Origin of the sequence: Pseudomonas sp. NPDC012596, from assembly GCF_042902325.1 — a bacterium.
In the GTDB taxonomy this organism is placed as follows: Bacteria; Pseudomonadota; Gammaproteobacteria; order Pseudomonadales; family Pseudomonadaceae; genus Aquipseudomonas.
Genome location: NZ_JBIBEB010000018.1, coordinates 127,551 through 140,519, shown reverse-complemented (window position 1 = coordinate 140,519; position 12,969 = coordinate 127,551). Strand labels below are relative to the sequence as shown.

Sequence of the window (12,969 nt, the reverse complement as noted above, 5' to 3'; positions counted from 1 at the left end):
CGCCAAGGCGGACAACCATGGCCTGACTGGAATGGCACGTTGCAACAAATGTGGGAGCGGGCTTGCCCCGCGAAGCGCCGCGCGGGCGGCGCTCGGTCTCAAAGGCGCTAAAGATCCCAAGGCAAGCACTTCGCGAAGCGCCGCACGGGCGGCGCTCGATCGTGTCAACACCACCTATCTACCGACATGCGCCAAAAACCCCATACAACTTTTGCCCCTCACCCGCATCGAAGCAAAGGTAAGCACCCATCCGCTTCCAGGAGGTTCGCCATGCCGATGCGTAAAACCCTGATCCTTTCCTGCATAACGCTAGCCCTGGCCGGCTGCGCCGGTTCAGGCGACGAACACCGGGCGCCGCCCACCACCCAGCAGGTCGACCTGCAACGCTACCAGGGCACCTGGTACGAGCTGGCGCGCTTGCCGATGTTCTTCCAGCGCAACTGCGTGCAGTCCGAGGCGCACTACGGCTTGCGCGAGGACGGGCGCATCGACGTGACCAACCGCTGCAAGGAAAAGGACGGCCAATTGAACGAGGCCAAGGGTATCGCCGAGGCCCAGCAGCCTGGCAAGACCGACAAGCTCTGGGTGCAGTTCGACAACTGGTTCAGCCGCCTGGCGCCAGGGCTGACCAAGGGCGAATACTGGGTGCTGTACCACGACAAGGACTACCGCGTGGCGCTGGTCGGGCACCCGAACCGGGAATACCTGTGGCTGCTGTCGCGCACGCCGGCCATTACCGACCAGACCCGCGAACAGCTGCTGTCGATTGCCCAGAAGCAAGGCTATGACACCAGCAAGCTGATCTGGCGCCAGGCGGAGTAACCTGCGCCGAGTGCACACCATCGACGCCTGGCCTCAATCCGGCTAAGGTGTGCGCCCTCTCAGCATCCGAAACCTGCGACGTCTATAACACTGTCGACCCACAATGGACCTACTCTTTCTAGGCACCTCGGCCGGTGTGCCGACCAAGGCCCGCAATGTCAGCGCCACCGCGGTCATCGAAGCCAGCGGTAGCCAGTGGTACCTGGTCGATTGTGGCGAAGGCACCCAGCATCAATTGCTGCGCACGCCTTTGTCGATACGCGACCTGCGTGGGGTGTTCATCACCCATGTGCACGGCGACCATTGCTTCGGCCTGCCCGGCCTGCTGGCCAGTGCCGGCATGAGTGGGCGAACGCAGCCCCTGGACCTCATCCTGCCTGCTGCACTGCACGACTGGCTTCGCCTGGGCCTGGCCGCAAGCGATACCTTCCTGCCATTCGAATTGCGCTTGCTGGCAGTTGAGCAACTGACCGACTGGTGCAGCGATGCGCTGCGCGTCAGCACCGTGCAACTGTCGCACCGGGTACCCAGCGTCGGCTACGTGTTCAGCGAACTCAACCCCGAGCCGCGCCTGGACGTACAGCGCCTGGACGCAGAGGGCATCCCGCGCGGCCCGTTGTGGGGCGAGCTGGCCAAGGGACATTCCATCGAACATGCAGGGCGGGTGCTGCATGGCCGCGATTACCTGCGGGCCTCGCGGCCGGCGCGAAAGGTGATTGTCTGTGGCGACAACGACAGCCCCGAGTTGCTCGCTGAGGTTGCCAAGGGCGCCGATGTGCTGGTGCACGAAGCGACGTTCACCCAACCGATCATCGAGCGCAGCGGGGCCACCTTTGGTCACAGCAGTGCGGCCCAGGTGGCGCGCTTTGCCGAAACGGCCGGGGTGCGCAACCTGGTGCTCACACACTTCAGTGCCCGCTACCAGCCCGACCCGCGCCGCAGCCCGTGCATCGACGATGTGCGCGAAGAAGCGCTGGCGCAGTACAGCGGCAACCTGACGCTGGCGCGGGACCTGCAGCGTTATCACATTGGGCGGGATGGCAGCCTCTGTGCGGTGTAAAACGCGCATTCGCGCGGCAAGCCCGCTCCGCCCCCTATATCGCTTTAGCGGATTGGGCTTCTGCTCTGTGGGAGCGTACACCCGCGAAGAGGCGAGCACCGGCGCTAAGCAGCCAAACGCCCGCTGGCAATCGCCTCCGACGCCGCCAGCATCGCCCGCAGCAATACCGCACAGCCTGCCGCCAGGTCCTCGGGGGTAGCGTTCTCGATCTCGTTATGGCTGATGCCATTCTCGCAGGGCACGAAGATCATCCCCGCCGGCCCCAGTTCGGCCAGGAAGATCGCGTCATGCCCTGCCCCGCTGACGATATCCATGTGCGGCAAGCCCAGAGCCTGCGCCGAATCGCGCACGGCATCGACGCAACCACGGTCGAAATACAGCGCCGGGAAGTCGGCCGTCGGGGTCAGTTCGTGGCTCAGGCCGTGCTTGGCACAGGTGGCGTCGATCACCGCACGCACGTCGGCGATCATCGAATCGAGCTGCTCGCCTTCGAGATGACGCAAGTCAAGGGTCATGCGCACTTCGCCCGGGATCACGTTGCGTGAGCCTGGGTAAGCCTGCAGGCAACCGACCGTGCCGCAAGCATGCGGTTGATGGCCAAGGGCTGCGCGGTTGACCGCCTCGACCACCGCTGCGGCGCCGACCAAAGCGTCCTTGCGCAGGTGCATCGGCGTAGGGCCGGCGTGCGCTTCGACCCCGCGCAAGGTCAGGTCAAACCACTTCTGCCCCAGGGCGCCGAGCACCACGCCGATGGTCTTGGCCTGGTCTTCAAGAATCGGCCCCTGCTCGATGTGCGCTTCGAAATACGCGCCCACCGGGTGGCCAAGCACTGCCCGCTGGCCGGCATAGCCAATGGCGTTCAACGCCTCGCCCACCGTTACGCCCTGGGCGTCACGCTTGGCCAGGGTGTCCTCCAGGGTGAACTTGCCGGCAAATACCCCCGAGCCCATCATGCACGGCGGGAAGCGCGAACCTTCTTCGTTGGTCCACACCACCACTTCCAGCGGTGCCTCGGTTTCGATGCCGAGGTCGTTGAGGGTGCGGATGACCTCCAGGCCCGCCATTACCCCGAAGCAGCCATCGAACTTGCCGCCGGTGGGCTGGGTGTCGATATGGCTGCCGGTCATCACCGGTGGCAGCTTGGGGTTGCGGCCGGGGCGCCGGGCGAAGATATTGCCGACGCCATCGACACTGACGCTGCAGCCAGCAGCCTCGCACCATTCAACGAACAGGTCGCGGGCCTGGCGGTCGAGGTCGGTCAATGCCAGGCGGCAGACACCACCCTTGGGCGTGGCCCCCAGGCGCGCGAGCGCCATCAAGGATTGCCACAAACGCTCACTGCTGACGTGGCGTTCGGTGGATTGCAGCACATGCTGGGCTGGGGTCATGGGTCGTGTCTCCTCAGGCGTTTTTGTTATCGGCATTCATCACAGGCTGCACTGGCCCCCGCACCGCCACTGCACCAAGCGCGTAGTACAGCGCCCCGCCAAGCAGCGAACCGGTAAACCAGCCATAGTCGTAGAACCAGCTGAAACTGCTGTTGCCGATGGCCATCACGGTCAGCGCCACCGGCAGCGCGAAAGCGGCAAAGCCTGCCCAGTTCCAGGCCGGGTAGACGTCATCGCGGTACAGCCCTGCCAGGTCCAGCTTCTGCCGGCGGATCAGGAAGTAGTCCACCACCATGATCCCGGCAATCGGCCCGAGCAGGCTGGAGTAGCCCAGCAACCAGTTGGAATAGACGCTCTCCAGGCTCAGGTCGGAAACGATCCAGCCGAGCTTCTTCAGCAGCTCATGCCCCATCAGCGCCAGGCCGATGAAACCGGTCAGCCATACGGCGCGGCTGCGCCCGATCAGGCGCGGGGCGATGTTCTGGAAGTCGTTGGTCGGCGAGACGATATTGGCCGCCGTGTTGGTCGACAGCGTGGCAATCACGATCAGCGCCATGGCCAGGGCCACCCAACCCGGGCTGTGGATCTTGCCGATCAAACTCACAGGGTCGGACACCGTTTCACCCACCAGCGATGCCGAAGCGGCGGTCAGCACCACGCCCAGCGACGCAAACAGGAACATGGTCAGCGGCAGGCCGAAGATCTGCCCCAGAATCTGGTCCTTCTGGCTCTTGGCGTAACGGCTGAAGTCCGGAATGTTCAGCGACAGCGTGGCCCAGAAGCCAACCATCGCCGTGAGCCCCGCGCAGAAGTAGCTGACCACGCTGGCCCCTTCCGGTCGCTTGGGTGGCTGGGCCAGCAGCTCGGTCATCGACATGTGCGGCAACGCCCAGAACAACAGGCCGACGCCCACTGCCACCAGCAGCGGCGCTGACAAGGTCTCGAGCCACTTGATCGACTCCGCACCGCGCAACACCACCCACAGGTTGAGCGCCCAGAACACCATGAAGCCGATGACTTCACCGGTGCCGCCCAAGGCTTTCCACTCAGGGAAGACCGAGCCCAGGAACAGGTGAATGGCCAAGCCACCGAACATCGTCTGGATACCGAACCAGCCGCAGGCAACCACCGCGCGGATCAGGCACGGCACGTTGGAGCCGAGAATGCCGAACGATGAGCGCAGCAATACCGGAAACGGAATGCCGTACTTGGTGCCGGGGAATGCGTTGAGGGTAAGCGGGATCAGCACGATCAGGTTGGCCAACAGAATCGCCAGCAACGCTTCACCCACGCTCAGGCCAAAGTAGGCCGTAAGCACGCCGCCGAGGGTGTAGGTGGGCACGCAGATGGACATGCCCACCCACAGCGCGGTGATGTGCCACTTGTTCCAGGTGCGCTGGTGCACCTTGGTCGGTGCGATGTCATGGTTGTAGCGCGGGCTGTCGAGGACGTCATTGCCTGCGGACAGCTCGAACAGGCCAGCCTGCTCGACCACTTCGGATCTGCTCTGTTGCATGGGGCCTTCTCCAGTTTTTCTAATTGTTTGCTCATCGGGCTAATGCGATGGCCGGAGTACACACACCACCAGTACTGCTCCTCCGGTCCGGCCTGGCGGTTGTGGCCGTACTCAAATTGCGTGCCGGGCAGGCCTGCGCCTGCCCGGCCGGCCGCCGCCGACCGGAGGTAATCAACTGATCTGCAAGGCATATATCCACTTCAACCGAAGGCACGGTTATTCCATCGGCTGTCGCTCACTGCGCTATGGGCCGGCCCTGGCCCCAGCAGTAGGGTTCAAACTGGTGCAACCTGGTTTTTCACAAGCGCATCCGGCGCTTCGAAGCCAGGTTTCAAGCAGCTGATTTTGCATGGAAAATCTTGACCAATTTGGCTTCTTGTCAAGTGCGTCAAAATGGTGAACAGGCTCACCATTTTGGTGAACTGAAGAATAAATCGTTAAATATCAGTTATTTATTAAAGTTATAAGCTCATAAATTATTTTCTTGAACAATCCAATTTCAGCATCTAGATTTCAATCTTGTCAGGACTGACAGGATTAACCAGCCCTCAGCCACTGGCACATAAAAACTCAAGAACCGGCCCAGACCGGTCAGCCTGCGAGGAAGACGGCATGTCCCTGTTGATCCGTGGCGCCACCGTGGTAACGCACGAAGAGAGCTACCCCGCCGATGTACTTTGTGTCGATGGCCAGATCCGTGCCATTGGCAAAGACCTTGAAGCCCCCACCGACTGCGAGATCCTCGACGGCAGCGGCAGGTACCTGATGCCCGGTGGCATCGACCCGCACACCCACATGCAGCTGCCCTTCATGGGCACCGTGGCCAGTGAAGACTTTTTCAGCGGCACCGCTGCAGGGCTGGCGGGCGGTACCACGTCGATCATTGACTTCGTCATCCCCAACCCCCAGCAGTCGCTGCTGGAGGCCTTCCACACCTGGCGTGGCTGGGCGCAGAAAAGCGCCTGCGACTATGGCTTCCATGTCGCCATCACCTGGTGGAGCGAGCAGGTTGCCGAAGAAATGGGCGAGCTGGTCAACCACCATGGGGTGAACAGCTTCAAGCACTTCATGGCCTACAAGAACGCCATCATGGCCGCCGACGACACGCTGGTGGCCAGCTTCGAACGCTGCCTGCAGCTGGGCGCGGTACCTACGGTGCACGCCGAAAACGGCGAGCTGGTTTACCACCTGCAGAAAAAACTGCTCGCCCAGGGGCTGACCGGCCCGGAAGCACACCCGCTGTCGCGCCCCTCGCAAGTCGAAGGTGAAGCCGCCAGCCGCGCTATCCGCATTGCTGAAACCATTGGTACACCGTTGTACGTGGTACACATTTCCAGCCGCGAAGCGCTGGACGAAATCACCTATGCCCGGGCCAAAGGCCAGCCGGTGTACGGTGAAGTGCTGCCCGGCCACCTGCTGATCGATGACAGCGTCTACCGCAACCCGGACTGGGCCACTGCCGCCGGCTACGTGATGAGCCCCCCGTTCCGCCCGCGCGAGCACCAGGAGGCGCTGTGGCGCGGGCTGCAGTCGGGCAACCTGCACACCACCGCCACCGACCACTGCTGCTTCTGCGCCGAACAGAAAGCCATGGGCCGCAACGACTTCAGCCGCATCCCCAACGGCACTGCCGGCATCGAAGACCGCATGGCGGTGTTGTGGGACGCAGGGGTCAACAGTGGGCGCTTGTCGATGCATGAATTCGTCGCGCTGACCTCCACCAACACCGCGAAAATCTTCAACCTGTTCCCGCGCAAGGGCGCCATCCGCGTCGGCGCCGATGCCGATTTGGTGCTGTGGGACCCACAGGGCACGCGCACCATCTCGGCACAAACGCACCACCAGCGCGTCGATTTCAACATCTTCGAGGGCCGCACCGTGCGCGGCATCCCCAGCCACACTATCAGCCAGGGCCGCTTGGTCTGGGCCGATGGCGACCTGCGCGCAGAAGCTGGCGCCGGTCGTTACGTGGAGCGCCCGGCCTATCCCTCGGTGTACGAGGTACTGGGCCGCCGCGCCGAGCAGCAGCGCCCGACGCCCGTTCAGCGCTGAGCCACCCCGCAATGCCGTACCGGCCCCCAGAGGCCGGGCGGCGCCGTATTGCCGTTGACTGCCAAAACCAAAAAAGAAAAGAGAGGCTACAACCGTGATCGATGCCCTGAACCACTTGCCGCGCCCCCGGGCCGGCGCCGACCAGCTGGCCGAGCAATTCACCGACCTCGCGCCGCCGCTCACCGCCCGCCAGGCCGCCGTAGAGAGCGCACGTTGCCTCTACTGCTACGACGCCCCGTGCGTGAACGCCTGCCCGAGCGAAATCGACATCCCCTCGTTCATCCACCGCATCAGCGACGACAACCTGCAAGGGGCCGCCGAGCGCATTCTCTCGGCCAACATCCTGGGTGGCAGCTGTGCCCGTGTGTGCCCCACCGAAATCCTCTGCCAGCAGGCCTGCGTGCGCAACAACGCTCAGGAATGCGCGCCGGTACTGATTGGCCAGCTGCAACGCTATGCCCTGGACAATGCCGGCTTCAGCGAGCACCCGTTCAAGCGCTCACCGGCAACGGGCAAACGCATCGCTGTGGTGGGTGCCGGGCCGGCCGGGTTGTCCTGCGCCCATCGCCTGGCCCTGCACGGCCATGATGTGGTGGTGTTCGAAGCCTGCGAAAAAGCCGGCGGCCTGAACGAGTACGGTATCGCCCGCTACAAGCTGGTGGACGACTACGCCCAGCGCGAAGTGGAGTTCCTGCTCGGCATCGGTGGCATCGAGATCCGTCACGGCCAACGCCTGGGCGCCAACCTGAGCCTGACCGAACTGCGCGATCAGTACGACGCCGTGTTTCTCGGCCTCGGCCTGAACGCGGTGCGCCAGCTCGGCCTGGCCGACGAGGAGGCGCCCGGCCTGCTGGCCGCTACCGCGTATATCCGTGAACTGCGCCAGGCTGACGACCTGTCGCTACTGCCACTGGCGCAGCGTTGCCTGGTCATCGGCGCGGGCAACACCGCCATCGACATGGCCGTGCAGATGAGCCGCCTCGGCGCCCGCGACGTCAACCTGGTGTACCGCCGCGGCCACGCCGACATGGGCGCCACCGGCCATGAGCAGGACATAGCCAAGGCCAACCAGGTGCGCCTGCACACCTGGGCCCGCCCCGACGCCGTGCTGCTAGCCGATGACGGCCGCGTACGCGGCATGCGCTTCGCCCGTACCGAATTGGCAGATGGCCGCCTGCGCGATACCGGTGAAACCTTCGAGTTGGCAGCCGACGCCATCTTCAAGGCCATCGGCCAACGCTTCGACGAACAAAGCCTGAGCGACCCACTGGCCGCCCAACTGGCCCGCGACGGCGAACGCATCCGCGTCGACGAGGGCATGCGCACCAGCCTGCCGGGCGTTTACGCCGGCGGCGACTGTACCGCCCTGGGCCAGGACCTCACCGTCCAGGCCGTGCAACACGGCAAGCTGGCGGCGCAAGCCATCCATGCCCAACTCATGCTCAATGTGGAGGCTGCATAAATGGCCGATCTGTCTATCGTGTTCGCCGGCATCAAGGCCCCCAACCCGTTCTGGCTGGCCTCCGCGCCACCGACCGACAAAGCCTACAACGTGGTCCGCGCCTTCGAGGCCGGCTGGGGCGGCGTGGTCTGGAAAACCCTGGGCGAGGACCCGGCAGCGGTCAACGTGTCGTCGCGCTATTCGGCGCATTTTGGCGCCAACCGCCAGGTGCAGGGCATCAACAACATCGAGCTGATCACCGACCGTTCGCTGGAGATCAACCTGCGTGAAATCACCCAGGTGAAGAAGGACTGGCCCGACCGGGCGTTGATCGTGTCGCTGATGGTGCCGTGCGTGGAAGAGTCGTGGAAGTTCATCCTGCCGCTGGTGGAAGCCACCGGCGCCGACGGCATCGAACTCAACTTCGGCTGCCCGCACGGCATGCCCGAGCGCGGCATGGGCGCGGCAGTCGGCCAGGTGCCAGAGTACGTGGAGATGGTTACCCGCTGGTGCAAGACGTACTGCTCGTTGCCGGTGATCGTCAAGCTCACGCCCAACATCACCGACATCCGTCAGTCGGCCCGTGCGGCCCATCGCGGCGGCGCCGATGCCGTGTCGCTGATCAACACCATCAACTCGATCACCAGCGTCGACCTGGACCGCATGGTCGCCCACCCGATCGTCGGTGACCAGAGCACCCACGGTGGCTACTGCGGCTCGGCCGTTAAACCCATTGCGCTGAACATGGTGGCTGAAATCGCCCGAGACCCGGAAACCCGCGGCTTGCCGATCTGCGGTATCGGGGGCATCGGCAACTGGCGCGATGCTGCCGAGTTCATTGCCCTGGGCAGTGGTGCGGTGCAGGTGTGCACCGCAGCAATGCTGCATGGCTTTCGCATTGTCGAGGACATGAAGGACGGATTGGCGCGCTGGATGGACCAGCACGGGCACGCCAACCTGGAGGCATTCCGCGGCCAGGCCGTAGGGCATACCACCGACTGGAAGTACCTGGACATCAACTACAAGTCGGTGGCGCACATCGACCAGGCTGCCTGCATCGGTTGTGGGCGCTGCCATATCGCGTGCGAAGACACTTCACACCAGGCCATTGCCAGCACGTTGAAGGCTGACGGTACGCATGCCTATAGCGTGATCGAGGACGAGTGCGTGGGCTGCAACCTGTGCCAGATCACCTGCCCGGTGGAAAGCTGCATCGACATGGTCGCGCAGGACACCGGCAAGCCGTACCTGAACTGGACCCAGGACCCGCGCAACCCCTACCGCGAAGCGAGCTGAGCCAATCGGGGCCGCTGCGCGCCCCATTCGCTGGCAAGCCAGCTCCCACAGGTATGGACTGCCCCCAAGAAGTTGAACACCAATTCAACCCTTGGGGCAGTCCAGGTACTGCATAGCTCTCGAGAGCGGCACCTTACCTGTGGGAGCCGGCTTGCCGGCGAATGGGGCGCGCAGCGGCCCCGACAGTTCAAGGCTCCAACCCAATGCCACGCAAGATGACACACGTCACCGTCTGCACCGCACTCTCGAACGCCATGTCCGACAGCGGCTCCCCCCCGTTGAGCACCGCAACCTGGTAACCAAAGTCGGCATAGTGCTGGGTCGATGCCCAGATCATGTACAGCAACGCCGAAGGCTCCACCGGCAGAATGCGCCCTTCTTCCACCCAACGGCGGATCTTGTCTTCCTTGAGCTTCGCCCAAGGCACCAGGCTGTCTTCCAGGCTCACCCCGAGCAGCGGGGCGCCATGCAGCATCTCTTCGGCCCAGATCTTCGAGCCCAGCGGCCGCGAGCGCGAATGGCCCATCTTTGCCCGGATGTAGCTGGTCAGCACCACCCGTGGGTCGTCGAAGTTCTCGAAGCACAGCGCGTCCTGCTTCCACACATCCAGCAGGTCTTGCAGCACCGCGCGAAACAGATCGTCCTTGGTGCTGAAATAGTAATGCAGGTTAGAGCGCGGCAGCTCGGCCTGTTCGGCGATATCGCCCATGGAGGTGGCGCCGTAGCCCTTCTCGGCGAACACCTTTTCAGCGGCCATGAGGATTTTTTCGATGTTGCGTCGGCGAATTTCGATCTTGTGGTTGGCCATGCCGTTCCTAGTACCCATGCACCCTTTGTAGGCGCTGGTTTGCCTGCGATGGGCCGCCGCAACGGCCCTCATTCTGCTCGCCCCTACGCATCATGCGGCTTGAAACAAGCGAGTGATGACGGGTTGCTGGCGGTGACGCGCCTGCCATATATCGTAATCAGCCTGGATAGCCAGCCACAGCCGGGCAGTACTGATACCCGCCATTTCCAGGCGCAATGCCAGGTCTGGCGACATGGCTGCGCGGCCGTGCAACACCCGCGAAAGCGCTTCTCGAGAAAACCCCAGGTGCGCCGCAAAGGCTTTCACCGTCAGGCCCAGCGCAGGCAAGACATCCTCGCGCAAGGTTTCGCCGGGGTGTGGCGGATTGTGCAAAGGCATGATCAGCCCTCCTGTTCAGTGATAATCAAGGTAATCGATCAATTCGACGTCCGAACCCACAAAACGAAAGATCAACCGCCAGTTGCCAGAGACACTGACTGACCAGAAGCCCGCCAGCTCGCCCTTGAGTGGGTGCAACTGCCAGCCTGGCAGGCTCATCTCCTGCGCCGCAACAGCGCGCTCGAGAAACTGCAACTGGCGTTTCAGGCGCTGGCTGTGAGCGGCCTGAACTCCGCGCGCATTGCCCGTTTCATGAAAAATTCGCAGTCCCTTGTGTCGAAAACTGATGATCATGGGTAGCTCGCCGCGTCCATTTGGGAGACCGGCGCAGTGTGACGTCACGCATCACGCAGAGCAAAGTATCATGTGTGACCCGATGCGTCACATACTTATTTACGGCACTACCCACACCTCGCCCGATCCCGTACCGGGCACTGCGCCCGGTGCAGGTTCAACGCCGTATTGATGATGCCGATATGGCTGAAGGCCTGGGGGAAATTGCCGAGCATGCGCTTGCCTGTCGGGTCGTACTGTTCGGCCAGCAGGCCCACGTCATTGCACAGCCCGGTCAGGTGCTCGTACAGCGCCTGCGCTTCATCCTGGCGGCCCAACAGCACATACACGTCGGCCAACCAGAATGAACAGACCAGGAACGTGCCCTCCCCTGGCGTCAGGCCGTCACTGCAGCGGTCGCTGTCATAGCGCATCAGCAAACCGTTCTTCAGCAGGCGCTGCTCGATCTGCTCCAAGGTGCGCAGAAACCGCTCATCCTCCACTGGCAGGAAACCGGTCAGGGCAATCTGCAGCAGGCTGGCGTCAATTTCGGTCGAGCCGTAGGCCTGGACGAAGTGCTGGCCGTGGGCATCCAGCCCGCGCTCGCACACTTCACGGCGGATCTCGTCTGCCACCTGCCGGTAATGCCGGCTACGCTCACGCCCCTCTTCGGGGGTGTCGGCAAGGCCCGCCGCACGGTCGAAGGCGACCCAGGCCATCACCTTGGAATGCACGAAATGCTGCCTGCCGCCGCGCACTTCCCAGATGCCTTCGTCTGGCTCGCGCCAGATGCGCTCGACGTACGGCAAGATCAAACGGGAGATCGCCGCGCTGCGCGGGTGCCGGGGCAGCCCGCCCTTGATCGCCTGGGCCATGGCGTCGGCCAGCTCGCCGTAGATATCCAGCTGCATCTGCTGCGCAGCGGCATTGCCCACGCGCACGGGCTGGGAGTGCTCGTACCCGGCCAGCCAGGGCAAGGTGTACTCCTGCAGGTCGCGCTCGCCGGCCAGGCCATACATGATCTGCATCTGCTCGGGGTTGCCGGCCACCGAGCGCAGCAGCCATTCGCGCCAGGCCTGGGCTTCGTCGAAATAGCCAAGGTTCATGAACGCCAGCAAGGTCATGGTCGCATCACGCAACCAGCAGAAGCGGTAATCCCAGTTGCGCTCATGGCCGATGCTTTCGGGCAGCGAGGTGGTGACGGCGGCGACGATGCCGCCGGTGGGTGCGTAGGTCATGGCCTTGAGGGTCAGCAACGAGCGGCGCACCTTGGCGCTGTACGGGCCGACCTCAGGGCAACGGGCGGCAAAGGCCTGCCAATGATCGATGGTATGTTCAAGGGCCTGTTCGATGTCACAGTCGGGCTGCACCGGCAGGTGAGAAGGCTGGTGGCGCAGGCTGAACACCTGGCGCTCACCGGCGCAAACCCGAAACCGCGCGACGGTGTGGTGGTCGCGGGCGTGCGAGGGTACGGTGCTGCACAGGATCAGCCGGTCAGGGCCGGCGACCGCGCTGAGGGTCAGCGGGTCGAGCTTTTCCACCCACGGCACGCTGCGGCCGTAGTCGAAGCGCATCACCAGGTCCATTTCGAAATTGGTTTCGCCGGAAACACCCTCGACGATGCGCACCACCGAGTTGACATCGTTCAAGGGCATGAAGTCGAGTACGCGGGCGCGGCCGCTGGCGGTCACCCAGGTGGTTTCCATGACCAGGGTGTCTTCAAGGTACGCGCGGCTGGTGTGTTCGATGGGGTCGCAGGGTGCCAGGCGCCAGCGCCCGTTTTCTTCGTTGCCCAACAGGGCGGCGAAAACAGCGGGGGCGTCGAAGCGGGGCAGGCACAGCCAGTCGATGGAGCCGTCACGGCTGACCAGGGCGGCGCTGCGGCAGTTGCCGAGCAGGGCGTAGTCTTCGATGTGGGCGGGCATGCGGTCTCCT

At 63.8% G+C, this 12,969-nt stretch carries 11 protein-coding genes; 5 read left to right on the top strand and 6 right to left on the bottom strand.

The window, feature by feature from the left end; all coding sequences use genetic code 11:
• The first annotated feature begins 270 nt into the window (after nt 1-270).
• Complete coding sequence (locus tag ACFY68_RS20810; protein WP_387531152.1) at nt 271-822, top strand: lipocalin family protein; 552 nt, start codon at nt 271-273, stop codon at nt 820-822.
• A 103-nt stretch (nt 823-925) separates the two neighbouring features.
• Nucleotides 926-1,882 (top strand): MBL fold metallo-hydrolase, encoded by a 957-nt coding sequence (locus ACFY68_RS20805; RefSeq protein ID WP_387531149.1) that lies wholly within the window; start codon nt 926-928, stop codon nt 1,880-1,882.
• A gap of 104 nt (nt 1,883-1,986) precedes the next feature.
• Here the strand turns inward: ACFY68_RS20805 and ACFY68_RS20800 are convergent, their stop codons facing one another.
• A complete protein-coding gene (locus ACFY68_RS20800) occupies nt 1,987-3,270 on the bottom strand; it encodes a Zn-dependent hydrolase (RefSeq protein ID WP_387531146.1) in 1,284 nt (427 codons plus the stop codon).
• A 13-nt stretch (nt 3,271-3,283) separates the two neighbouring features.
• Complete coding sequence (locus ACFY68_RS20795; RefSeq protein ID WP_387531143.1) at nt 3,284-4,786, bottom strand: NCS1 family nucleobase:cation symporter-1; 1,503 nt, start codon at nt 4,784-4,786, stop codon at nt 3,284-3,286.
• A 612-nt stretch (nt 4,787-5,398) separates the two neighbouring features.
• Between ACFY68_RS20795 and hydA the strand changes: the two genes are divergently transcribed.
• The 3 genes from hydA (at nt 5,399) to preA (ending at nt 9,575) form a co-directional block, all read left to right on the top strand.
• Nucleotides 5,399-6,838, top strand: a complete 1,440-nt coding sequence (gene hydA / locus ACFY68_RS20790) for a dihydropyrimidinase (protein WP_346612098.1) — start codon at nt 5,399-5,401, stop codon at nt 6,836-6,838.
• A 94-nt stretch (nt 6,839-6,932) separates the two neighbouring features.
• Nucleotides 6,933-8,300 carry an NAD(P)-dependent oxidoreductase gene (locus ACFY68_RS20785; protein WP_387531140.1) on the top strand — a complete coding sequence of 456 codons (1,368 nt, stop codon included), beginning with the start codon at nt 6,933-6,935 and terminating at the stop codon, nt 8,298-8,300.
• Nucleotides 8,301-9,575, top strand: coding sequence for an NAD-dependent dihydropyrimidine dehydrogenase subunit PreA (preA, locus tag ACFY68_RS20780; RefSeq protein WP_387531137.1), 1,275 nt, complete (start codon nt 8,301-8,303; stop codon nt 9,573-9,575). It begins immediately after the preceding gene.
• A 187-nt stretch (nt 9,576-9,762) separates the two neighbouring features.
• Here preA and ACFY68_RS20775 read toward each other — a convergent pair whose 3' ends face one another.
• The 4 genes from ACFY68_RS20775 to ACFY68_RS20760 all read right to left on the bottom strand — a co-directional run bounded on the left by ACFY68_RS20775 (nt 9,763) and on the right by ACFY68_RS20760 (nt 12,959).
• On the bottom strand, nt 9,763-10,383 hold the full coding sequence (locus tag ACFY68_RS20775; protein ID WP_387531135.1) for a TetR/AcrR family transcriptional regulator: 621 nt from the start codon (nt 10,381-10,383) through the stop codon (nt 9,763-9,765).
• A gap of 90 nt (nt 10,384-10,473) precedes the next feature.
• A complete protein-coding gene (locus ACFY68_RS20770; RefSeq protein ID WP_387531132.1) occupies nt 10,474-10,761 on the bottom strand; it encodes a HigA family addiction module antitoxin in 288 nt (95 codons plus the stop codon).
• A 15-nt stretch (nt 10,762-10,776) separates the two neighbouring features.
• Nucleotides 10,777-11,055: a type II toxin-antitoxin system RelE/ParE family toxin gene (locus ACFY68_RS20765; protein WP_387531129.1), complete on the bottom strand. Its 279-nt coding sequence runs from the start codon at nt 11,053-11,055 to the stop codon at nt 10,777-10,779.
• A gap of 107 nt (nt 11,056-11,162) precedes the next feature.
• The gene (locus ACFY68_RS20760; protein WP_387531126.1) at nt 11,163-12,959 is read right to left on the bottom strand and encodes a glycoside hydrolase family 15 protein; all 1,797 of its coding nucleotides are present in this window, start codon (nt 12,957-12,959) and stop codon (nt 11,163-11,165) included.
• Nucleotides 12,960-12,969 lie beyond the last annotated feature (10 nt).